Consider the following 23431-nt stretch of genomic DNA (forward strand, 5'->3'; position numbering starts at 1 on the left):
CCGGCGCAGCGGCGGATGCCGCGATTCACAGACGCACCGGCGTTTCGTATGTGGAAAACGTATAGCTAACTGTGAATATTTCATTGGATGGCATGTCTACGGGCCCCTATTCTCGTGACCGAGTCGTGATCTTCTTGGATCGCATGCGCGCTGCGGCACCCCGTCGCGCCGGACTTGCGGCCAGCACCCATCAAGCAGGTGCGTCCGCACAATCAGACACGGCGACGTCGCCCTTGGCGCGATCGCCGAACCCGTTTGCACATGTGTCCTGGGAGGGAAGCACCATGTCAGCGTCTCATAGCCATTGTCCGCTTGCGCGGACCGTGGCGCTCCGTTCTACCCGTGTTGTTTCCGACCGCGGCGTGCGCCGTTCCGCGATCGCCCTGGCCGTCGCCGCGCTGGTCGCCGCATCCGCCGCGCAGGCCCAGCAAGCCGAGCAGGCCCCGCCTGCGCAGGCCGACGATGCCACCACGCAGCTGGACACGGTGCAGGTCAGCGGTACCCGCAGCAGCGTGACCAAGGCGCAGCTGGTCAAGCAGAATTCCGAGCAACTGGTCGATTCGATCGTGGCCGAGGACATCGGCAAGCTGCCCGACAACAACGTCGCCGAGGCGCTGCAACGCATCTCCGGCGTGCAGATCGCCCGCAACTACGGCGAGGGCAGCAGCATCGCCATCCGCGGCCTGACCCAGGTCCGCACCGAGCTCAACGGCCGCGACATCTTCACCGCCAACGACGGCCGCGGGCTGAGCTTCGAGGACGTCTCGGCCGAACTGCTGGCCGGCGTCAACGTCTACAAGAACCCGTCCGCCGACATGATCGAAGGCGGCCTGGGCGGCACCGTCGACCTGCGCACGCGCCTGCCGTTCGACTACGACGCACGCAAGATCGCCGGCAGCGTGCAGTACAACCACTACGACCTGGCCGACGACAGCAAGCCGGCGTTCTCGGGCATGTACAGCGACCGCTGGCAGACCGGCATCGGCGAGATCGGCCTGCTGGTGAACTATTCGCAGCAGACCAGCCCGTTCCGCCAGGACACGATCTCGGTCGAGCCGTGGTACACGCAGACTGAAGACTTGCCGGGCTACGAAGGCCAGGAGATCTCGGTGCCGCACGGCGCCGGCATCAACACCACGGTCGGCGAGCGCAAGCGCAAGACCGGCGCGTTCGCGCTGCAGTGGCGGCCGAACGACGACGTCGAGGTCACCGCGCAGGTGCTGCGCTCGGACTACGACTTCAGCTGGCACGACTATTCGTTCTTCGCCTACAGCGGGCAGAGTGCGATGGAGGGCTTCGACGACATCGTGGTCAACGACCGCAACGAGTTCGTCAGCGGCACCTTCCAGAACACCCCGGCCGATTCCAACACCAGCCTGACCCGGCGCAAGTCGGTGACCACCGACTATTCGCTGGGCGCCAAGTGGACGGTGACCCCGAACCTGACCCTGAGCACCGATTTCCAGTACATCGACGCCACCACCAAGGGTACCCGCTACATCGTCGGCACCGGCATGGCCAGCGTGCCGCTCTACACCATCGACTTCCGCGGCGACCTGCCGCGGCTGTCGGTGACCGACGCCAGCGGCAACCAGGGCTACCTGGCCGACGCGGCCAACTACAGCGGCTGGAAGTTCCACCTGGACAACCAGGACGACAACGAGGCCACCGAGTTCGCCTGGCGCTCGGACATGGACCTGGCGTTCGACGACAGCTTCGCGCGCAGTTTCAAGGCCGGCGTGCGCTACACCGACCGCGATGCGGAGAACAAGGGCAACGTATGGCGCTGGATGCCGATCGGTGCGCCGTTCTCGCAGTATCCGGACGCGGAGCTGGTGCAGAACCCGATCACCGACTTCTTCCGCGGCGATTCGCGCGCGTTCGGCCCGACGCTGACCGCTTCCGATGCACTGGTCGGCAACTACGAGCAGACACTGGCGCTGTTCGGCGCCTCGCCGCTGGTGTTCGCGCCGAACAACATCAACAGCCAGGGCGAGAAGACCTACGCCGCCTATGGCGTGCTGCGCTTCGGCGTGGACGATGGCGCGATCCCGTTCGACGGCAACATCGGCATCCGCATCGTGCGCACCAAGGTCGATTCGCAGGGCGTGCGCACCGGCACCGACGCCGAGGGTGGCGGGCTGCTGCCGGTGGACGTGCAGCAGACCTACACCGACGTGCTGCCGAGCCTGAACCTGCGTTGGATGCTCACCGACACCCTGCAGTGGCGCTTCGCCGCCTCGCGCGGCATCTCGCGCCCGGACCTCAACCGGCTCAACCCGAACCTGAGCCTGGGTACAGCCACCGGCGGCGACGGCGTGACCCGGCGCACCGGGTCGGCCGGCAATCCGGACCTGGCGCCGATGAAGGCCGACCAGTTCGACACCGCGCTGGAGTGGTACTTCGGCAAGGGCTCGATGATGTACGGCACGGTCTTCTACAAGAAGGTCGAAGGCTTCATCGCCGAGGCTGTGTTCGAGGAAGTCTATGGCGGCCAGACCTGGGAGATCACCCGCCCGGTCAACGGCAAGGACGGCCGGATCAAGGGCGCGGAACTGGGCTATACGCAGTTCTTCGATTTCCTGCCGGGCTGGATGAGCGGCTTCGGCCTGCAGGCCAACTACACCTACGTCGACAGCGAGGCGCCGAGCCCGACCGCCACCGACACCAACGGCCAGGCGCTGACGGTGCCGCTGCAGGGGCTGTCCAAGAACAGCTACAACCTGATCCTCAGCTACGAGCTGTCGCGCTTCCAGGCGCGCGTGGCCTACAACTGGCGCAGCGACTGGCTGGTGACCACGGCCGGCAACGGCACCGGCAACCTGCCGGTCTACAACAAGGGCTTCGGCCAGCTGGACGCGTCGGTGCGCTACAACATCGACGATGTGTGGTCGGTGTCGGTGGACGGGGTCAACCTGCTCGATACCCGCAACGAGAGCTACCTGGGCGTGGAATCGCGCTACCGCGACTTCGTCATCAACGACCGTCGCTACGGCCTGACCCTGCGCGCCAGCTTCTGAGGACGGCGCAGGCACGGTCCTCCGCTCCGGCGCCGCGCGCGCCCGGGGCGGGGGAGTTCCTGCCGATGGCCTCGCCGTCGGCTGCAATCGGAGCGCAACGCACGATGCGGCAACATCGCGTGCTGAAACCTGATGCGTTGCCGGGCACGTTGCAGCGCTCGGTGCGGCCGTGCTCGGCATGGCCGACGCTGCTGCTGTTGGCGCTGTTGTGGAGCGCCTTGCCGGCGCTCGCCGCGGCGCCGCTGCCGTACCAGTTCCGCAGCGTCGCCATCGGCGGCGGCGGTTTCGTCTCCGGCCTGCTGTTCCATCCGGCGCAGCAGGGCCTGCTGTATGCGCGCACCGACGTCGGCGGCGCGTACCGCTGGGATGCGGCGGCCGCGCACTGGGTCGCGTTGACCGACTGGCTCGGTGCCGACGACCAGAACCTGATGGGCATCGACGCGTTCGCGATCGATCCGCACGATCCGCAGGCGCTGTACCTGGCCGCGGGCACCTACCTGCACCCGCGCGCCGGCAATGCCGCGTTGCTGCGTTCGCACGACCAGGGGCGCAGCTTCGCGCGCACCGAGCTGCCGTTCAAGCTGGGCGGCAACGAACTGGGCCGCGGCAATGGCGAACGGCTGGCGGTGGATCCGAACGATGGCCGCGTGCTGCTGCTCGGTTCGCGCGATGCCGGGCTGTGGCGCAGCGACGACCGCGGTGTGCACTGGCAGCGGGTGACGTCCTTTCCGGCAGTCGCCACCAGCGCGGCCGCCAGCGCGGTCAACCACGCCGGGCGCCGCCAGCAGGTCGGTATCGCCTTCGTCGTGTTCGACCCTGCCAGCGCCGCCGGCGGCGGCGCTTCGCAGCGGATCTACGTCGGCGTGTCCACGCAGGAGCGCAGCGTGTTCGTGTCCGAGGACGGCGGGCGTAGCTGGCAGCCGGTGCCTGGGCAGCCCACTGGATTGCGTCCCAGCCACATGGTGCGCTCCAGCGACGGCATCTACTACCTCAGCTACGGCGACCAGCCGGGCCCGGACCTGATGGCCGACGGCGCGGTCTGGAAATACGAGCCAGCCGCGCAGCGCTGGACCGACATCAGCCCGGTGCCGCAGCCGCATGCCGGCCCGGGCTTCGGTTGGGGTGCGGTGGCGGTGGATCCGCGCCAGCCGCAGACGCTGATCGCCAGCACCTTCCGCCGCTACACGCCGGGCGACGACATCTACCGCAGCACCGACGGCGGACGCCGCTGGGCGCCGATGTTCCCGCGCTCGCGTTTCGCCCACGACACCGCCCCGTGGACCGCGCAGGCCCGCCCGCACTGGATGGCGTCGCTGGCCATCGATCCGTTCGACAGCGACCGCGCCTGGTTCGTCACCGGTTACGGGGTCTGGGCCTCGCGCAACCTGCGCGCGTTCGATGCGGCCGAGGGCGTGGTGCAGTGGTGGTTCGCCGACGCGGGGCTGGAGGAGACGGTGCCGCTGGACCTGCTGAGCCCGGCGCAGGGCGCACCGTTGCTCAGCGCGCTCGGCGACATCGACGGTTTCCGCCACGATACGCTGGACCGCGCGCAGTCGCAGTTCGCCGGGCCGCGGCTGACCAACGGCGAGAGCATCGATGCCGCTGGCCAGGCGCCGCAGCTGGTGGTGCGCAGCGGCACGCTGCGCGAGCGGCGCGACGGCGAGGTCCGCGCCGCCTGGTCGCGCGATGGCGGCGCCAGCTGGAGCGCATTCGCCAGCGAACCGCCGGCGGGCGAGGGCGCCGGGCATATCGCCATCAACGCCGACGGCAGCCGCGTGATCTGGTCGCCGCGCAACGGCGGCAGCGCCTGGGCCAGCGACGACTGGGGCCGGCACTGGGAACGGGTGGAAGGTTCCTCCGGCACGCTGCTGATCGAGGCCGACCGGGTCGATGCGCAGCGCTGGTACGCGGTCGATGCGGCCAGCGGGCGCTTCTATCTGAGCGAGGACGGCGGTCGCCGGTTCCGCGACAGCGGCGTCGGGATCGGCGTGCCGGCGGACGCCGAGCGCACCCGCCCGCAGCTGCGCCCGGACCCGTTGCGCGCCGGCGTGGTGTACCTGGCCAGCCCCAGCCGCGGCGTGATGCGCTGGCAACACGGCACGCTCGCGGTGCTGGCGAAGGTGGATGCGCGTTCGCTGGGCCTGGGTCGCGCGCCGCGCGACGGCACGCCGCCGATGCTGTTCCTCGCCGGCAGCGTCGATGGCGTCAGCGGGCTGTTCCGCTCCGAGGACGAGGGCCGGCGCTGGCGGCGCATCGACGACGACGCGCACCGCTTCGGCCGTCCCTATGCCGTCACCGGCGACCCGCGCGTGATCGGCCGCGTCTACTTCGCCACCGGTGGCCGAGGCATCTTCTATGGCGATGCGCGATAGTCGGCGGCACAGCGGCCTGATGGCGCGGCCGGCGAGCAACGACGCCTGCCGGCGCGCGGGCGTGGCGATGCCGCGTCCGCATCCCTCCGTCTCGAACAGCACAGGATCGACGCCATGACCCTCCCTCTGCCTCCCACCGCGAAATGGCTGGCCGCGCTGGCGCTGGCGATGCTGCCCGCATCGGCCTGGGCGAAGCTGGAACTGCCGTTGCTGTTCGCCGACGGCGCGGTGCTGCAGCGCGATGTGCCGATGCGCGTGTGGGGCTGGGCCACGCCCGGCGCGCGCATCCAGGTACGCCTGGACGGCGCCGCGGCGAGCGCCGTCGCCGACGGCGACGGGCGCTGGCAGGCGCAACTGCCGACGCATGCGGCCGGCGGCCCGTACGTGCTGGAAGTAGAGGGCGACGGTGCGCGGCGCCGCATCGGCGACGTGCTGGTCGGCGACGTGTGGCTGGCCAGCGGCCAGTCCAACATGGAGTGGCCGCTGGCGCAGGCGCGCGACGGCGCGCGCGAAGTGGCCGCGGCCGCCGATCCGCAACTGCGCCATTTCAAGATCCCCAAGTCGTGGTCGGCGCAGCCGGAACGGCAACTGGCCGGCGGCGAGTGGAAAGCCGCCACGCCGGACAACGCCGGCGCGTTCTCCGCGGTGGGCTATTTCTTCGCGCGCGAACTGCGCCAGCGCACCGGCGTGCCGATCGGCATCGTCGACAGCAGTTGGGGCGGCAGCGCGATCGAGGCGTGGATGGACGCGTCCGCACTGGGCATGGATGCGACGCAGACCGCGCGCAGCGTCGCCGAAATGAAGGCCAGGGATGCGCGCACCCTGGCCGCGGTGCGGCAGCGCATCGCGCGCTGGCCGGCGGTGCAGGACGGCGCCGAGGCATGGCGCGCGGCCGACCTCGACGACAGCGACTGGGACCGCATCCCGGTCGACCGCAACTGGGAAGCCAGCGGCTACGACGGCATGGACGGCATCGCCTGGTACCGCACCTCGTTCACCCTCAGCGCCGCCGAGGCCAAGGCCGGCGTCACCCTGGGCGTCGGCCAGATCGACGATTCGGATGTCACCTACGTCAACGGCCAGCCGGTCGGGCAGACCGAAAAGCAATGGAACCTGCCGCGCGTGTATCGCGTACCGGCGGCGGCGCTGCAGGCCGGCGTCAATCACGTCGCGGTGCGGGTCACCGACCTCAGCGGCGGCGGCGGCCTGCATGGCGACGACGCCGAGCGCTTCGTGCAGGCGGGCGAGGGCGCGCGGCGCCCGTTGCAGGGCTGGACATTCCGTCCGGCCAAGGTGGTGGTGGCGCTGGACGACAGCCGCAACCAGCAGCCGACGCTGCTGTACAACCGCATGATCCATCCGCTGCAGCCGTTCCCGCTCAAGGGGGTGATCTGGTACCAGGGCGAGAGCAACGCCAACGCGGGCGGCGCGCTGCGCTACCGCGAGCAGTTCGCGGCGATGATCCGGCACTGGCGCACCGAACGCGGACAGCCGCAGCTGCCGTTCCTGTGGGTGCAGCTGGCCAACTTCCGCGCCGGCGCCGACAAGGGCGATCTCAGTCCGTGGGCGCTGCTGCGCGAGTCGCAGTCCAAGACCCTGGCGCTGCCGGCGACCGCGCAGGCGGTGACCATCGACATCGGCGAGCCCGGCGACATCCATCCGACCAACAAGCAGGACGTCGGCCATCGCCTGGCGCTGGCCGCGCGCCACGTCGCCTACGGCGACGCGCTGGTCTACAGCGCGCCGACGCTGCGCCGCGCCGAGTTCGATGGGCGCACGGCGAGGCTGCAGTTCGATCCGATGGGCAGCGCGCTGGCGGTGCGCGGCGGCGGCCCGCTGCTGGGCTTCAGCGTCGCCGGGGCCGATCGCCGCTTCCATCCGGCGCAGGCGCGCATCGACGGCGACCGCGTGCTGGTCGAGAGCGCCGAGGTGGCGCAGCCGCAGGCCTTGCGCTACGCCTGGAGCGAGAACCCTGCCGAGGCCAACCTGGTCAACCGCGAACAATTGCCTGTTTCCCCCTTCCGAACCGACACCTGGTGACACGGAGTGCTGACCGCATGAGATTTCCTGTTCCGCGCACTCGCGCAGCCGCCCCGCGCTGGCGTCCGCTGCTGGCCTGCGCGCTGTCGCTGGCGCTGGCCGCGTGCCAGTCCGACCAGCCCGCGCCGCCCGCCGCCAATGCTGCCGCCGGCGCGCCCACGGCCAAGCCCGGCGCCGCGCCGGCACCTGCGCCTGCGCCGGCCCAACAGGCGCCGATCCCGCAGTTCGTCAGCAAGGACGGCAAGCACACGCTGCTGGTCGACGGCGCGCCGTTCCTGATCCTCGGCGCGCAGGTCAACAATTCCAGCAACTACCCGGCGGCGCTGGAACAGGTATGGCCGGCGATGCAGTTCCTCGGTCCCAATACCGTGCAGGTGCCGATCGCCTGGGAGCAGGTGGAGCCGGAGGAGGGCACGTTCGACTTTTCCTTCGTCGACACGCTGCTGGCGCAGGCGCGTGAGCGCAAGGTGCGGCTGGTGCTGCTGTGGTTCGGCACCTGGAAGAACAACGGCCCGGCCTACACGCCGCACTGGGTCAAGACCGACAACGCGCGCTTCCCGCGCGTGGTCACCCGCGACGGCAAGCACATCGGCTCGCTGTCGCCGCTGGCGCCGGCCACGCTGGAGGCCGACCGCAAGGCCTTCGTCGCCTTCATGAAGCACCTCAAGCAGGCCGACCCGCAGCGCACCGTGATCATGGTGCAGCCGGAGAACGAACCCGGCACCTACGGCAGCGTGCGCGACTTCTCGCCGCTGGCGCAGCAGGCCTTCGACGGTCCTGTGCCCGAGGCGCTGCTGCAGAAACTGGGCCGGCAGCCCGGCACCTGGGCGCAGGTGTTCGGCGCCGATGCCGACGAGTTCTTCCATGCCTGGCACATCGGCCGCTTCATCGACCAGGTGGCCGCGGCCGGCAAGGCCGAATACCCGCTGCCGATGTACGTCAACGCCGCGCTGCGCGGTCCGTTCAATCCCGGCCAGCCGGGCCAGTACGCCAGCGGCGGCCCCACCGACAACGTGCTCGACGTCTGGAAGGCGGCCGCGCCGCACATCGACCTGCTGGCCCCGGACATCTACATGCCCGAGTACCGCATGTACACCACGGTGCTGGACCGCTACGCGCGCCCGGACAACGCGCTGTTCGTGGCCGAGACCGGCAACCGCCCGGAGTACGCGCGCTACCTGTACCCGACGCTGGGCCATGACGGCATCGGCTGGTCGACCTTCGGCATCGACTACAGCGGGTATTCCAACTGGCCGTTGGGCGCCAAGACTGTGGACGAGCCGACCATGGCGCCGTTCGCGCTGGGCTTCAAGTCGGTGAGCCTGGGCATGCGCCCGTTCGCCAAGGCCGCCTCGCAGGGCAAGCTGCACGGCACCGCCGAGGAGCCGGGCCAGCCGGTGCAGGAGCTGCGGCTCAACGAGCGCTGGAGCGCGACCATCACCTACGGCGTGCCGCAGTTCTGGTTCAAGGGCACGCCGCCCGGCAATCCCGAGCCGAGCGGTGCGGCGCTGATCGCCGAGCTGGGCCCGGACGAATTCCTGGTCACCGGCTACCACGTGCGGGTGACCCTGCATCCGGCCAGCGAGGCCACCGCCAACATGGTCTACGACCGCGTCGAGGAAGGCTTCTACGATGGCGAGCAGTGGCGGTTCCAGCGCAACTGGAACGGCGACCAGACCGACTACGGGGTCAATTTCTCCGACAGGCCGCAATTGCTGAAGATCAAGCTGGCCACCTACTGACACCTCGGCGCCGCCAGCGTGCGGCGCCGTCATCCGCTACAGAGGGAGTGAACATGCACAACTCGAACCGTCCCGTCCGCCTGGCGCTGAAGCCGCTGCCGCGCCTGCTGGCCCTGTCGCTGGCGGTGCTCGCCGCCGGCGCCTACGCGCAGGAAGTGAAGAAGGACGCCGACGGCGTCACCGTGCGTCCCAGCGCCAAGGGCGCCGCGCCGGTGCGCCTGCAGGTGGTGGACAGCGGCATCATCCGCGTCAGCGCCGATCCGGACGGCGACTTCAAGCGCACCCCGAGCCTGATGCGGGTGCCGGTGCAGGGCGATACCGCGTTCCAGCTGGACGAGCAGGGCGGCACGGTGCGGGTCAAGACCGCCAAGGTCACCGCGCAGGTGTCCACCGTCGACGGCCACGTCAGCTTCGCCGATGCCAGCGGCAAGCCGCTGCTGGCGGAAGTGGCGGGCGGGCGCAGCTTCGCGCCGCTGAAGGTGGAGGGCAAGTCCTACCTGAGCACGCGCCAGCGCTTCGCCTCGCCCGACGACGAGGCCTTCTACGGCTTCGGCCAGCACCAGCAGGGCTGGATGAACCAGAAAGGCCGCAACGTCGAGCTGCTGCAGAGCAATATCGACCTGGCGGTGCCGTACCTGGTGTCCAGCCGCAACTACGGCATCCTGTGGGACAACAATTCGATCACCCGCATGGGCGACCCGCGCGGCCTGCAGCCGTTGCCGGCGTCGCTGAAGCTGTACGACGCCAAGGGCAAGCCGGGCGCGCTGACCGCGCGCTATTCGGTCAACGGCAAGCAGGTGCTGGAACGCCGCGAAAAAGAGCTCAACTACCAGTACCTGAAGGACCTGGGCAAGTTCCCGAAGAAGGCCAAGCCCAGCGACAAGAGCCGCATGCAGGTCACCTGGGAAGGCGAGATCGAAGCCAAGAGCGGCGGCGAGCACAGCTTCTCGCTGTACGCCAGCGAGTACGCCAAGCTGTACGTGGACGGCAAGCTGGTGGTCGACCGCTGGCGCCAGAACTGGAACCCGTGGCACAACGAATTCACCCTCGCGCTGCAGCCGGGCCAGCGCCACAAGGTCAAGGTCGAATGGGACCTGATCGACCCCAGCTACATCGCGCTGCTGCACCGCGACCCGTTGCCGGCGGCCGAAGCCAAGGACCTGTCGCTGTGGTCCGAGGCCGGGCAGATGATCGACTACTACTTCGTCGCCGGCGCCGACGCCGATCAGGTCATCGCCGGCTACCGCGAACTGACCGGCAAGGCGGTGCTGTTGCCGAAGTGGGCCTACGGTTTCTGGCAGAGCCGCGAGCGCTACAAGAGCCAGGACGAACTGGTCGGCGCGCTTGCCGAGTACCGCAAGCGCAAGCTGCCGATCGACAACATCGTGCTCGACTGGTCGTACTGGCCGGAGAACGCGTGGGGTTCGCACGACTTCGACAAGACCCATTTCCCGGACCCGGACGGCATGGTCAAGTCGGTGCACGACATGCACGCGCAGATCATGATCTCGATCTGGCCCAAGTTCTATCCGACCACCGCCAACTACAAGGAACTCGACGCCGCCGGGCACATGTACAAGCGCAACGTCGAGGTCGGCGAGCTGGACTGGATCGGCAAGGGCTACAAGAACTCGTTCTACGACCCGTACTCCGACGACGCGCAGGCGATCTACTGGCGGCAGATCAACGACAAGCTCAACAGCAAGGGCTTCGACGCGTGGTGGATGGACGCCGACGAGCCGGACGTGCATTCCAACCTGGACATCGGCGAGCGCAAGGCGCGCACCACGCCGACCGCGCTGGGGCCGTCCACCGAGTTCTTCAATTCCTACCCGTTGCCGCATACCCACGGCGTCTACGAGGGCGACCGCGCCGCCGACGGCAAGCGCGTGTTCATCCTCTCGCGCAAGGGCTATGCCGGCACCCAGCGCAACGCGGTGGCGGTGTGGAGCGGCGACATCGTCTCGCGCTGGGACGACATGCGCGACCAGATCTCCGCCGGCGTCAACGTCTCCATGTCGGGCCTGCCGAACTGGACCTTCGACATCGGCGGCTTCGCGGTGGAGAAGCGCTACGAGGACCAGGAGCCGGCGCACCAGGCGGAATGGCGCGAACTCAACACGCGCTGGTTCCAGTTCGGCGCGTTCGTGCCGCTGTTCCGCTCGCACGGCCAGTTCCCGTTCCGCGAGATCTGGAACATCGCCCCGGAAGGCACCCCGTACTACGCGAGCATGGCGTACTACAGCCGCCTGCGCTATGCGTTGCTGCCGTACGTCTACACGCTGGCCGGCGACACCTACCATCGCGACGGCAGCATGATGCGCGGCCTGCCGATGGATTTCCCCAACGATCCCAAGGTCGCCGACATCAACGACCAGTACCTGTTCGGGCCGGCGTTCCTGGTCGCGCCGGTGACCCGCTTCGGCGCCACCTCGCGCCAGGTCTACCTGCCGGCCGGTACCTCGTGGATCGACTTCAACAGCGGCAAGCGCTACGAAGGCGGCCAGCGCATCGACGCCGCCGCGCCGCTGCAGCGCATGCCGCTGTTCGTGCGCGCCGGTTCCATCGTGCCCACCACCACCGTGCAGCAATACGTGGACGAGGTGCCGAACGCGCCGCTGACCGTGGTCGTCTACACCGGCGCCGACGGCCAGTTCTCGCTGTACGAGGACGACGGCAAGGGCTATGGCTACGAGAAGGGCGAGTTCAGCCGCATTCCGCTGAGCTGGAACCAGGCCAAGGGCGTACTGACCATCGGCGCACGCCAGGGCAACTGGCCGGGCATGCAGGCCAAGCGCACCATCAACGTGCGCTTCGTCGACGGCGTGCGCGAGGAGACCGGCGCGCTGGAGCCCAAGGCCGACGCCAGCGTGCAGTACAGCGGCAAGAGCCTGAGCGTGGCGCGCAAGGCGGCGAAGGGCGCCAAGCGCAAGGGCAAGGCGAAGTGATGCCCGCGGCGTACGCCCATCCGCGCGGGGAGGCAGGATGAGCATCGCGCTGACCCGCCGCGAACTGTGCAAGGCGATCGGCGCCGGCCTGGTGACCGGGCTGTCCGTGCCGGTCGCGGCCGGCGCAGCCGCGGCCGCCGAGCGCACACCGTCGGCGGCCGCGGACGCGGCCGCGACTGCGGCAGCGCCTGCGGATCCGGCCGCGCTGACCCTGTGGTACCCGCGCCCGGCCACGCAGTGGGTGGAGGCGCTGCCGGTCGGCAACGGCCGGCTCGGTGCGATGGTGTGGGGCGGCATCGCCCACGAACGCCTGCAGTTGAACGAAGACACGCTGTATGCGGGCCAGCCCTACGATGCGACCTCGCCGGAGGCGTTGGCGGCGCTGCCGCAGGTGCGTGCGTTGATCTTCTCTGGCCGCTATGCCGAGGCCGAGGCATTGGCCGACGCGAAGATGCTGTCGCGCCCGCGCAAGCAGATGCCGTACCAGCCGCTGGCCGACCTGCTGCTGGACTACGACCGTGCCGACGGCATCGACGGCTATCGGCGCGAACTGGACCTGGACACGGCGCTGGCCAGCACCCGCTTCGCGTCCGGCGGCGCCACCCACCTGCGCGAGGTGTTCGTCTCGTCGACCGAGCAGTGCATCGTGGTGCGGCTGTCCTGCGACAAACCCGGCCGCATCTCGCTGCGCATCGGCATCGACAGTCCGCAGGCGGGCGAGGTCAGCGACGAGCAGGGCGCGCTGCTGTACGCCGGGCGCAATGCCGGATTCGCCGGCATCGAGGGCGGGCTGCGCTTTGCGTTGCGTGTGTTGCCGCAGGCCACTGGCGGCCAGACCCGCGTCGAGCGCGGGCGGATCCGCATCGAAGGCGCCGACGAAGTGGTGCTGCTGCTGACCGCGGCCACCAGCTACCGCCGCTACGACGACGTCGGCGGCGATCCGCTCGCGCTCAGCGCCGCGCAGCTGCGCAAGGCGGCCGCATTGCCCTACGCGCGATTGCTGGAGCGGCACCTGGCCGCGCACCGGCGGCTGTTCCGCCGGGTCGCGATCGACCTGGGCAGCAGCGACGCCGCGCAGCTGCCCACCGACGAACGCGTGCAGCGCTTCGCCGACGGCAACGATCCGGCGCTGGCCGCGCTCTACCACCAGTACGGCCGCTACCTGTTGATCAGCAGCTCGCGGCCGGGCAGCCAGCCGGCCAACCTGCAGGGCATCTGGAACGACCTGATGCAGCCGCCGTGGGAGAGCAAGTACACGATCAACATCAATACGCAGATGAACTACTGGCCCAGCGAAGCCAACGCCTTGCACGAATGCGTGGAACCGCTGGAATCCATGTTGTTCGATCTGGCAGAAACCGGTGCCCGCACCGCGCGGGCGATGTACGCCGCGCCGGGCTGGGTGGTGCACAACAACACCGACCTGTGGCGCCAGGCCGGGCCGATCGACGGCGTGAAGTGGAGCCTGTGGCCGATGGGCGGGGTGTGGCTGCTGCAGCAGCTGTGGGACCGCTGGGACTACGGCCGCGACCGCGCCTACCTGCGACGCATCTATCCGCTGTTCAAGGGCGCGGCCGAGTTCTTCGTCGCCACCCTGGTGCGCGATCCGCACACCGGTGCGATGGTGACCAACCCGTCGCTGTCGCCGGAGAACCAGCATCCGTTCGGTGCCGCACTGTGCGCCGGCCCGGCGATGGATGCGCAATTGTTGCGCGATCTTTTTGCGCAGTGCATCAAAATGGGCGAGCTGCTGGGCGTGGATGCGGCCTTCGGCGCGCGCCTGGCCGAACTGCGCGCGCAGCTGCCGCCGGACCGGATCGGCCGTGCCGGGCAGCTGCAGGAATGGCAGCAGGACTGGGACATGCAGGCCCCGGAAATCCACCATCGCCACGTCTCGCACCTGTATGCGCTGCATCCCTCCAGCCAGATCAATCTGCGCGACACCCCGGAGCTGGCCGCCGCGGCGCGGCGCTCTTTGCAGATCCGCGGTGATAGCGCTACCGGCTGGGGCATCGGTTGGCGCCTGAACCTGTGGGCGCGGTTGCACGACGGCGAGCACGCGCATCGTATTCTGGCGATGCTGCTGTCGCCCGAGCGCACCTACCCGAATCTGTTCGACGCGCATCCGCCGTTCCAGATCGACGGCAACTTCGGCGGCACTGCCGGCATCACCGAGATGCTGCTGCAGAGTTGGGGCGACAGCATCTGGCTGTTGCCGGCGCTGCCGCAGGCCTGGCCGCGCGGCGAGGTGCGCGGATTGCGCGTGCGCGGCGCGGCCGGGGTCGATCTGGCGTGGCGCGATGGCCGCCTGCAGCATGCGCGGCTGAGCAGCGACCGCGGCGGGCACTACACTCTGGTCTACGGCGGGCAGACCCTGACCGCCGATCTTTCCCCTGGAGCGACGATGGAACTGGGTTTGCGCAACGATCGGCTGGTGCGGCAATGAGTCTGTACATCGGCCTGGACGTCGGCACGCAGAGCGTCAAGCTGCTGGCCTACGATGCGGACAGCCGCCGCGTGGTCGCCACGCACGGCCACGCGCTGGAACTGATCAGCCGCGACGACGGCACCCGCGAGCAGCAGGCGCAGTGGTGGATCGACGGCATCGTCGCCTGCTTCGCCGCGCTGAGCGCCGAGCAACGCGCGCAGGTGCGCGCGATTTCGGTCTCCGGCCAGCAGCACGGCTTCGTGCCGGTGGACGCGCAAGGGCAGGTGACCGCGCCGGTCAAGCTGTGGTGCGACACCAGCACCCAGCGCGAGTGCGAGGAGATCATGCAGGCCGCCGGCGGCGAACAGCGCTGCGTGGAACTGGCCGGCAACCCGATCCTGGCCGGCTACACCGCTTCCAAACTGCCGTGGACGCGCAAGCACCGCAGCGAGGCCTACGCCAGCATGACCTCGGTGCTGCTGCCGCACGATTACGTCAATTTCTGGCTGACCGGCGAGCGCTACACCGAGTTCGGCGACGCCTCCGGCAGCGGCTGGCTGGACGTGCGCACACGGCAATGGTCGGCGCCGCTGCTGCAGGCGATCGATCCGCAGCGCGACCTGGCCGCGGCGCTGCCGCCGCTGGTGCCGACCGAGACCACCTTCGCCCTGTCCGCGGCCGCGGCGCAGACCCTGGGGCTGCCGGGCGACGTGCGCGTGGCCACCGGCGGCGGCGACAACATGATGGCCGCGATCGGCACCGGCAACGTGGTGCCCGGGCGGCTGACGATGAGCCTGGGTACCTCCGGCACGCTGTTCGCGTACGCCGACCGGCCGGTGGTCGACGATGCCGCGCGCTGGGCCGCGTTCTGCTCGTCCAGCGGCGGCTGGCTGCCGCTGATCTGCACGATGAACTGCACCGTGGCCACCGAGACCATCTCGCGCCTGTTCGGGATCAAGACCGGGCAGGGCGAGGCCTTGCTCGACGCCACCGCGCCCGGCGCCGGCGGGCTGGTGCTGCTGCCGTTCTTCAACGGCGAGCGCACCCCGAACCTGCCGGCCGCGCGTGGCTGCATGACCGGCATGGACCTGCACAACACCACCCCGGCGCATTTCTACCGTGCGGCGATGGAAGGCGCGACCTACAGCCTGCGCAACGGCTACGACGCCTTCGTCGACGCCGGGCTGGCGTTCGATTCGATCTACGTCACCGGCGGCGGCAGCAAGAGCGCAGGGTGGCGGCAACTCATCGCCGACCTGTTCGGCTTGCCGGTGCACGTGCCGGCGCAGGCCGAGGGCGCCGCGTTCGGCGCCGCGCTGCAGGCGCTGTGGGCCGACGGCCACGCGCAGGGCGACCGCGCCAGCCTGGCCGAGGTGGTGCTGCAGCACCAGCAGGACGAGGCCGCGCTGTCGGCGCAGCCGGATCCGCAACGCGGCGCGCAGTACCAGGCGCACTACCAGACCTTCCTGAAACACTTGCACGCCATTGGCCCGCTCTACGCCGGCTGACCCACACTTTCCCCCGCAAACGCACACCAGGATTTCGTCATGAGCAACTCCGTCTACATCGGCGCCAAGGAATACTTCCCGGGCATCGGCCGCATCGCGTTCGAAGGCAAGGCCTCGGACAACCCGCTGGCGTTCAAGGTCTACGATGCGAACAAGCGCATCGGCGACAAGACCATGGCCGAGCACCTGCGCTTCGCGGTGGCGTACTGGCACAGCTTCTGCGGCAACGGCGCCGATCCGTTCGGGCCGGGCACGCGCGCCTATCCGTGGGACGCGGGCAGCGATGCGCTGGGCCGCGCCGAAGCCAAGGCCGATGCGGCGTTCGAGTTCTTCACCAAGCTCGGCGTGCCGTACTACTGCTTCCACGACATCGACCTGGCGCCGGACGCCGACGATGTCGGCCAGTACGAGAAGAATCTGCAGCACATGGTCGGCATCGCCAAGCAGCGCCAGGCCGACACCGGCATCAAGCTGCTGTGGGGCACCGCAAACCTGTTCTCGCACCCGCGCTACATGAACGGCGCCTCGACCAACCCGGACTTCAACGTGGTCGCGCGCGCGGCGGTGCAGGTCAAGGCCGCGCTCGACGCCACGGTGGAGCTGGGCGGGGAGAACTACGTGTTCTGGGGTGGCCGCGAAGGCTATGCCAGCCTGCACAACACGCAGATGAAGCGCGAGCAGGACAACATGGCGCGCTTTTTGACCATCGCGCGCGACTACGGCCGCAGCATCGGCTTCACCGGCAATTTCCTGATCGAGCCCAAGCCGATGGAGCCGATGAAGCACCAGTACGATTTCGACAGCGCCACGGTGATCGGCTTCCTGCGCCAGCACGGGCTGGACCAGGACTTCAAGCTCAACATCGAGGCCAACCACGCCACGCTGTCGGGCCACAGCTTCGAGCACGACCTGCAGGTGGCGTCCGATGCGGGCCTGCTGGGCAGCATCGACGCCAACCGCGGCAATCCGCAGAACGGCTGGGACACCGACCAGTTCCCGACCGACCTGTACGATACGGTGGGGGCGATGCTGGTGGTGCTGCGGCAGGGCGGGCTGGCGCCGGGCGGGCTGAACTTCGACGCCAAGGTGCGGCGCGAGTCGTCCGATCCGCAGGACCTGTTCCTGGCGCACATCGGCGGCATGGACGCGTTCGCGCGCGGGCTGGAGGTTGCGCATGCGCTGCTGACGTCCTCGCCGCTGGAGCAGTGGCGCGCAGAGCGTTACAGCAGCTTCGACAGCGGCGCCGGCGCGGCGTTCGCCGCCGGCAGCAGCACCCTGGCGGACCTGGCGGCGCACGCGGCCAAGGCCGGTGAACCGACCCAGGTCAGCGGCCGCCAGGAAGCCTACGAGAACCTGATCAACCAGTACCTGATCCGCTGATGCGCGACGGCCGGCGGTCGCGCGACCGCCGGCCGTGCCGTCTCTTCCCGCGATGGCCGTTCTCCTTTCTGCACGACACCAGGTGACTCAATGTCCAGCGTATCCCTAGACCGCCACGCCGATGGCGCAGGCGAGAACACGCGTCTCATCATCCTCATCAGTTGCGTCGCCACCATCGGTGGCTTCCTGTTCGGCTTCGACAGCGGCGTGATCAACGGCACCGTCGACGGCCTCAAGCAGACCTTCCATTCCAGCGCCGCCGGCACCGGCTTCGAGGTCGCCTCGATGCTGCTGGGCTGCGCGTTCGGCGCGTTCTTCGCCGGCTGGCTGGCCGACCGGCTCGGCCGCCGCGCGGTGCTGATCATTTCCGCGGTGCTGTTCCTGCTGTCGGCGATCGGCGCCGGCGCCGCGCACAGCTCCCTGTTCTTCGTCTTCGCCCGGGTCATGGGCGGCTTCGCGGTCGGCGCGGCCAGCGTGATGTCGCCGGCGTACATCGCCGAGGTCGCCCCGGCGCGTTACCGCGGCCGGCTGGCCACGGTGCAGCAGATCGCCATCATCAGCGGCCTGTTCAGCGCGTTCCTGAGCAACTACCTGCTGGTCAAGCTGGCCAGCGCCTCGACCGAGCCGCTGTGGCTGGGCCAGGCCGCGTGGCGCTGGATGTTCTGGATGCAGGCCTTCCCCTCGCTGGTGTTCCTGCTGCTGTTGCTGGCGATCCCGGAGAGCCCGCGCTACCTGGTGGTCAAGGGCCGCCGCGACGCCGCGCTGGTGGTGTTGACCAAGCTCTACGGCCCGCGCGAAGCGCAGGCCAAGCTGACCGAGATCTCCGCCTCGCTGGCGGCCGACCAGCACAAGCCGAAGCTGTCGGACCTGGTCAGCAAGGTCACCGGCAAGGTGCGCCCAATCGTGTGGATCGGCATCGGCCTGGCCACCTTCCAGCAACTGGTCGGCATCAACGTGGTGTTCTACTACGGCGCGGTGCTGTGGCAGGCGGTGGGTTTCTCCGAAAGCGACTCGCTGCTGATCAACGTGCTGTCCGGCGCGCTGAGCATCGGCGCCTGCCTGATCACGGTGATGCTGATCGACAAGATCGGGCGCAAACCGCTGCTGTGGGTCGGCTCGGCGGGCATGGCGGTGTCGCTGGCGCTGGTCACGCTGGCCTTCGCCAGCGCCTCGCTGGACGAAGCCGGCAAGCTGGCGATGTCGCCGGGCATGGGCCGGCTGGCGCTGATCGCGGCCAACGTCTACGTGATCTTCTTCAACATGTCCTGGGGCCCGGTGATGTGGGTGATGCTGGGCGAGATGTTCCCCAACCAGATCCGCGGCTCCGGCCTGGCGGTGGCGGGCGCGGCGCAGTGGACCTCGAACTTCCTCATCACCGTGTCGTTCCCGGTCCTGCTCGGCAGCATCGGCCTGGCCGGCGCCTACGGCATCTACACCGTGGCCGCGTTCATCTCGGTGTTCTTCGTGCTCAAGTACGTCTACGAGACCAAGGGCCGCGAGCTGGAGCAGATGCAAGGCTGAGTCCATGCCGGCGCGGCCCAGGCCGCGCCGGTTCCGGGCGAGACGGCCGTCGGCGGGGCGGATCGCGGCCACGGCCGGTTTCGCAGCGCGCGGTGCCTCGCCCAGTGCGGGGCGCCGCCTCGGACGGTCCCACAACGCAAAAGCCCCGCAGATGCGGGGCTTTTGTGGTTTTCACTGCAGGCGAAGCGGCGATGGTGCTCCCTAGGGGGCTCGAACCCCTGTTTTAGCCTTGAGAGGGCCACGTCCTAACCATTAGACGAAGGGAGCAGGTTGGTCGCATCGATTGCAGGGCGCTAGTATATGGGGCTAGCCGCTCGCCGGCAATCCCGCAACTCGATACGGAAGCGCCATCATCAACCCGCCAGTTCCTGTGCCGTTCACTCTGCAGCTGATCCCGCGCGATCAGCACAACGTCTCGCGCAAGGACATCAGTCCCAATGCGCTGCGCGTGCTGTACCGGCTGCGCGAAGCCGGCTTCGGCGCGTACCTGGTCGGCGGCGCGGTCCGCGACCTGCTGGTCGAGCTGCAGCCCAAGGACTTCGACGTCGCCACCGACGCCACCCCCGAACAGGTCAAGCAGCTGTTCCGCAACTGCCGCCTGATCGGCCGCCGCTTCCGCCTGGCGCACGTGGTCTACGGCCGCGAGATCATCGAGGTGGCCACGTTCCGCGCCAACGTCGACGACGGCAGCGGCGACCGCGAGCTCGACAACGGCCGCCTGGTCCGCGACAACGTCTACGGCAGCATCGAGGACGATGCGGTGCGCCGCGACTTCACCTGCAACGCGCTGTACTACGCGATCGAGGACTTCTCGGTGCGCGACTACACCGGCGGCTTCGCCGACGTGCAGGCGCGGCTGATGCGCATGATCGGCGACCCCGAGCAGCGCTACCGCGAAGACCCGGTGCGCATGCTGCGCGCGGTGCGCCTGGCCGCCAAGCTGGATTTCGAGATCGAGCCGACCACCGCCGAACCGATCCCGCGCCTGGCCGGGCTGCTGGCCGAAGCGGCGCCGGCACGGCTGTTCGAGGAAGTGCTGAAGCTGTTCCTGTCCGGCGACGGCGTGGCCAGCTTCGAAGGCCTGGAGCGCTACGGCCTGCTCGCCGCGCTGTTCCCGGAGAGCGCGGCGGCGCTCGCCTCCAACCGCAGCGGCGCGCTGCGGCGGATGCTGATCGAGGGCCTGCGCAACACCGATGCGCGGGTGGCCAACGACGAGCCGGTGTCGCCGGCGTTCCTGTTCGCGCTGCTGCTGTGGCCGGCCTACTGCCGCGCGCTGATGGCGCTGCAGAAGCAGGGCATGCAGCTGGAGGAGGCGCAGCGCCGCGCCGCCGACCGGGTGACCCTGCACCAGCTGAGCACGGTCGCGTTGCCGCGGCGGTTCTCGCTGCCGATGCAGGAGATCTGGTTGCTGCAGTCGCGCTTCACCTCGCGCCAGCGCAAGCGGGTGGTGCGGACCTTGTCGCACCCGCGCTTCCGCGCCGCGTTCGACTTCCTGATCCTGCGCCAGTCGGCCTCGGCCGAGCACGAAGCCGATATCGCCTACTGGCGCGAACTGCAGCAGCAGCCCGGCTACGCGCCGCCGCCGCGCGGCTTCGACCCGGAAATCGACTACGTCGGCGACGAGGTGGCGATGGCCCCGGCCGACAGCGAGGAAACCCCCAAGCGCCGCCGGCGCCGGCGCCGGCGTCCGGATGCCGCCGCCCCGGCCGAGTGAGCGAGCCGCTTTCCGCCGCGCCGGTGCAGGCCTGCATCGGCCTGGGCGGCAACCTCGGCGATGCGGCCGCGACCCTGCGCGCGGCCATCGCCGCGCTCGACACGCTGCCGCACACCCGCCTGCTGCGCGCCTCGCAGCTGTACCGCAGCCCGGCCTGGGGCAATGAGGCGCAGCCGGACTTCATCAACGCCGCCGCCGTGCTGAGCACCGCGCTGCCGGCGCCCGAACTGCTGCAGGCGCTGCTGGCGCTGGAAGGGCGCCACGGCCGCCAGCGCGCCCCCGGCGAGCGCTGGGGCCCGCGCACCCTGGACCTGGACCTGCTGTTGTACGCCGACGCGGTGATCGACCTGCCCGGGCTGCAGGTGCCGCATCCCTACCTGCACCAGCGCGGTTTCGTGCTGCTGCCGCTGGCCGAGATCGCGGCGGACGCGACCATTCCCGGCCATGGAACGGTGCGTGACATACGCGACCGCATCGAAACCGACGGGATCGTGCCAATCGGTAGATAATGCCCGGCTTATCACCGCACCGCATGAGCTTATGAGCAGCCACGCCGACAGCAAACCCTGGACCGTCCCCGCCCTGGCCGAGGCCAAGCGCCGCGGGCAGAAACTGGTGATGCTGACCGCCTACGACGCCGGTTTCGCGCGCGCGTTCGACGCCAACGGGGTGGACCTGATCCTGATCGGCGATTCGCTGGGCATGGTGGTGCAGGGCCACGACTCGACCCTGCCGGTGACCGTGGACGACATCGCCTACCACACCGCCGCGGTGGCGCGGGTGCTGCAGCGCGCGCTGCTGGTGGCCGACCTGCCGTTCCAGTCCGACGCCACCCCCGAGCGCGCGCTGGACGCATCGACCCGGTTGCTGCAGGCCGGCGCGGAGATGGTCAAGCTGGAGGGCGCCGGGCACAAGCTGGAGGTGATCCGCTTCCTCAGCGAGCGCGACATCCCGGTGTGTTCGCACCTGGGCCTGACCCCGCAGTCGGTGCTGACCTTCGGCGGCTACAAGATCCAGGGCCGCGAGGAGGCCGCCGCGGCCAAGCTGCTGGCCGATGCCAAGGCGGTGGCCGCGGCCGGCGCCACGCTGCTGGTGCTCGAGTGCGTGCCGTCGCCGCTGGCCGCGCGGATCACCGCCGAGGTCGACATCCCCACCATCGGCATCGGCGCCGGTCCCGACTGCGATGGCCAGGTGCTGGTGCTGCACGACTTCCTGGGCCTGGACAGCGGTCATCGCCGCCCGCGCTTCGTCAAGGATTTCCTGGCCGAAGGCGGCTCCATCGCCGGCGCCGTGCGCGCCTACGCCGACGCCGTGCGCGCCGGCACCTTCCCCGACGCCGAACACGCCTACGCCAAATGATCGAAACCATCACCGACCTGGCCCGGCTGCGCGCCGTCGTTTCCGGCTGGAAGCGGCAGGGCCTGCGCGTGGCCTTCGTGCCGACCATGGGCAACCTGCATGCCGGGCATTTCTCGCTGGTGATGCTGGCCCGGCAATACGCCGACCGGGTGGTATCCAGCGTGTTCGTCAACCCGACCCAGTTCGGACCGAACGAGGACTTCACCCGCTACCCGCGCACCCCCGAAGCCGACACCAGCGGCCTGGAGGACGCCGGCTGCGACGCGCTGTGGCTGCCGACGGTGGAGAGCATGTACCCGCTGGGCGTGGAGCTGGCGTTGCGCATGCACACGCCCGGGGTCAGCGAAGTGCTGGAGGGCGCCTGCCGGCCCGGCCATTTCGACGGCGTCTGCACCGTGGTCGCGCGCCTGTTCAACCAGGTGCAGCCGGACCTGGCCGCCTTCGGCAAGAAGGACTACCAGCAGTTGGCGGTGATCCGGCAGATGGTCGCCGACCTGGCGTTCCCGATCGAGATCCTGGGCGGCAGCATCGTGCGCGAGGCCGACGGCTTGGCGATGAGCTCGCGCAACCAGTACCTGTCGGCCGAGGAACGGCCGCGCGCGGCGCAGATCCGCCAGACCCTGCTGGCGATGCGCGACGGCCACCTGGCCGGCAACCCGCGCGCCGAGACCGAGGCGGCGGCGACCAGGCAGTTGCAGGACGCCGGCTTCGACGTCGACTACACCGTGCTGCGCCTGCCCGATCTGAGCGAGCCGCAGGACGAGGCCGGTCCGCGCGTGGCGCTGATCGCCGCGCGCCTGGGGCGTACCCGGTTGATCGACAATCTGGAGTTCTGAGCGGCGGCTGGTGCGGCTGCCGCGGCGTCGGTGTCGGCACCGCGTCGAATGCGGTCGAGGTGGTGGATCGCCGGCAGGCTTCGCGCGTCGCGACTGAAGTCGCTCCCACAGGGGGCTGTCGAGCGCGCCGCTTCGTGAAGCCGCTCCTACAGGGGGTTGCTGTGAATCGGCTGGGTGCACTGTAGGAGGGGCTTCAGCCAAGGCCGTGTCCGAAGCCGTCGCGCCTTCCGCTTCGTTCGTCGCGGCTGAAGCCGCTCCTGCAGGGGCGTGCGGCGAGCCAGCTGGGTGCGCTGTAGGAGGGGCTTCAGCCCCGACTGTGTCCGGAGCCGTCGCGCCTGCCGCTTCGTTCGTCGCGGCTGAAGCCGCTCCTACGGGACTTGCGGCGAGCCAGCTGGGTGCGCTGTAGGAGGGGGTTTCAGCCCCGATGTGTCCGAAGCCGTCGCGCCTTCCGCTTCGTTTGTCGCGGCTGAAGCCGCTCTTGCAGGGGCGTGCGGCGAGCCAGCTGGGTGCACTGTGGGAGGGGCTTCAGCCCCGACGCTGTCCGAAGCCGTCAGGCACGCCGC

Annotated in this window: 13 protein-coding genes and 1 tRNA gene; 13 read left to right on the forward strand and 1 reads right to left on the reverse strand. The window is 69.7% G+C overall.

Going from position 1 to position 23431, the window contains the following annotated elements:
• Nucleotides 1–284 precede the first annotated feature (284 nt).
• The 9 genes from J2Y70_RS07540 (at nt 285) to J2Y70_RS07580 (ending at nt 18959) form a co-directional block, all read left to right on the forward strand.
• Entirely contained in the window at nt 285–3020 is a 2736-nt protein-coding gene (locus J2Y70_RS07540) for a TonB-dependent receptor (protein WP_309915410.1), read from the forward strand.
• Nucleotides 3021–3157: 137 nt separating this feature from the next.
• Nucleotides 3158–5392, forward strand: a complete 2235-nt coding sequence (locus J2Y70_RS07545) for a WD40/YVTN/BNR-like repeat-containing protein (protein ID WP_369011080.1) — start codon at nt 3158–3160, stop codon at nt 5390–5392.
• 168 nt (nt 5393–5560) lie between these two features.
• Nucleotides 5561–7432: a sialate O-acetylesterase gene (locus J2Y70_RS07550; protein WP_309916244.1), complete on the forward strand. Its 1872-nt coding sequence runs from the start codon at nt 5561–5563 to the stop codon at nt 7430–7432.
• 17 nt (nt 7433–7449) lie between these two features.
• On the forward strand, nt 7450–9174 hold the full coding sequence (locus tag J2Y70_RS07555) for a DUF5597 domain-containing protein (RefSeq protein WP_309915413.1): 1725 nt from the start codon (nt 7450–7452) through the stop codon (nt 9172–9174).
• Nucleotides 9175–9227: 53 nt separating this feature from the next.
• Nucleotides 9228–12122 (forward strand): TIM-barrel domain-containing protein, encoded by a 2895-nt coding sequence (locus J2Y70_RS07560; protein ID WP_309915416.1) that lies wholly within the window; start codon nt 9228–9230, stop codon nt 12120–12122.
• Nucleotides 12123–12159: 37 nt separating this feature from the next.
• Nucleotides 12160–14568, forward strand: a complete 2409-nt coding sequence (locus tag J2Y70_RS07565) for a glycoside hydrolase family 95 protein (RefSeq protein WP_309915419.1) — start codon at nt 12160–12162, stop codon at nt 14566–14568.
• Complete coding sequence (xylB, locus tag J2Y70_RS07570) at nt 14565–16058, forward strand: xylulokinase (RefSeq protein WP_263398123.1); 1494 nt, start codon at nt 14565–14567, stop codon at nt 16056–16058. The genes J2Y70_RS07565 and xylB overlap by 4 nt, the downstream gene beginning before the upstream one ends.
• A 39-nt stretch (nt 16059–16097) precedes the next feature.
• Nucleotides 16098–17438: a xylose isomerase gene (gene xylA, locus J2Y70_RS07575; RefSeq protein ID WP_309915422.1), complete on the forward strand. Its 1341-nt coding sequence runs from the start codon at nt 16098–16100 to the stop codon at nt 17436–17438.
• Between the two features lie 90 nt (nt 17439–17528).
• On the forward strand, nt 17529–18959 hold the full coding sequence (locus J2Y70_RS07580; RefSeq protein ID WP_309915425.1) for a sugar porter family MFS transporter: 1431 nt from the start codon (nt 17529–17531) through the stop codon (nt 18957–18959).
• A 192-nt stretch (nt 18960–19151) separates the two neighbouring features.
• Here J2Y70_RS07580 and J2Y70_RS07585 read toward each other — a convergent pair.
• Nucleotides 19152–19226, reverse strand: a tRNA-Glu gene (locus tag J2Y70_RS07585).
• 103 nt (nt 19227–19329) lie between these two features.
• Between J2Y70_RS07585 and pcnB the strand changes: the two genes are divergently transcribed.
• Genes pcnB through panC form a run of 4 tightly spaced genes read left to right on the forward strand, consistent with a single transcriptional unit; the run spans nt 19330 to nt 22868 of the window.
• Nucleotides 19330–20673, forward strand: a complete 1344-nt coding sequence (gene pcnB, locus J2Y70_RS07590; protein ID WP_263398126.1) for a polynucleotide adenylyltransferase PcnB — start codon at nt 19330–19332, stop codon at nt 20671–20673.
• Nucleotides 20670–21182, forward strand: coding sequence for a 2-amino-4-hydroxy-6-hydroxymethyldihydropteridine diphosphokinase (gene folK / locus J2Y70_RS07595; RefSeq protein ID WP_309915430.1), 513 nt, complete (start codon nt 20670–20672; stop codon nt 21180–21182). Before pcnB ends, folK begins: the two co-directional genes overlap by 4 nt.
• Before the next feature lie 31 nt (nt 21183–21213).
• Complete coding sequence (gene panB / locus J2Y70_RS07600; protein ID WP_309915433.1) at nt 21214–22032, forward strand: 3-methyl-2-oxobutanoate hydroxymethyltransferase; 819 nt, start codon at nt 21214–21216, stop codon at nt 22030–22032.
• Nucleotides 22029–22868: a pantoate--beta-alanine ligase gene (panC, locus tag J2Y70_RS07605; protein ID WP_309915436.1), complete on the forward strand. Its 840-nt coding sequence runs from the start codon at nt 22029–22031 to the stop codon at nt 22866–22868. The genes panB and panC overlap by 4 nt, the downstream gene beginning before the upstream one ends.
• The last annotated feature ends 563 nt before the right edge of the window (nt 22869–23431 follow it).

Source organism: Xanthomonas sp. 1678 (assembly GCF_031455575.1).
Lineage (GTDB): Bacteria > Pseudomonadota > Gammaproteobacteria > Xanthomonadales > Xanthomonadaceae > Xanthomonas_A.

Bases quoted from the DNA above. Each gene is read 5' to 3' on its own strand.
- J2Y70_RS07540 (WP_309915410.1), top strand. From the start codon at position 285: ATGTCAGCGTCTCATAGCCATTGTCCGCTTGCGCGGACCGTGGCGCTC.
- J2Y70_RS07550 (WP_309916244.1), top strand. From the start codon at position 5,561: ATGCTGCCCGCATCGGCCTGGGCGAAGCTGGAACTGCCGTTGCTGTTC.
- J2Y70_RS07555 (WP_309915413.1), top strand. From the start codon at position 7,450: ATGAGATTTCCTGTTCCGCGCACTCGCGCAGCCGCCCCGCGCTGGCGT.
- J2Y70_RS07560 (WP_309915416.1), top strand. From the start codon at position 9,228: ATGCACAACTCGAACCGTCCCGTCCGCCTGGCGCTGAAGCCGCTGCCG.
- J2Y70_RS07565 (WP_309915419.1), top strand. From the start codon at position 12,160: ATGAGCATCGCGCTGACCCGCCGCGAACTGTGCAAGGCGATCGGCGCC.
- xylB (WP_263398123.1), top strand. From the start codon at position 14,565: ATGAGTCTGTACATCGGCCTGGACGTCGGCACGCAGAGCGTCAAGCTG.
- xylA (WP_309915422.1), top strand. From the start codon at position 16,098: ATGAGCAACTCCGTCTACATCGGCGCCAAGGAATACTTCCCGGGCATC.
- J2Y70_RS07580 (WP_309915425.1), top strand. From the start codon at position 17,529: ATGTCCAGCGTATCCCTAGACCGCCACGCCGATGGCGCAGGCGAGAAC.
- panB (WP_309915433.1), top strand. From the start codon at position 21,214: ATGAGCAGCCACGCCGACAGCAAACCCTGGACCGTCCCCGCCCTGGCC.
- panC (WP_309915436.1), top strand. From the start codon at position 22,029: ATGATCGAAACCATCACCGACCTGGCCCGGCTGCGCGCCGTCGTTTCC.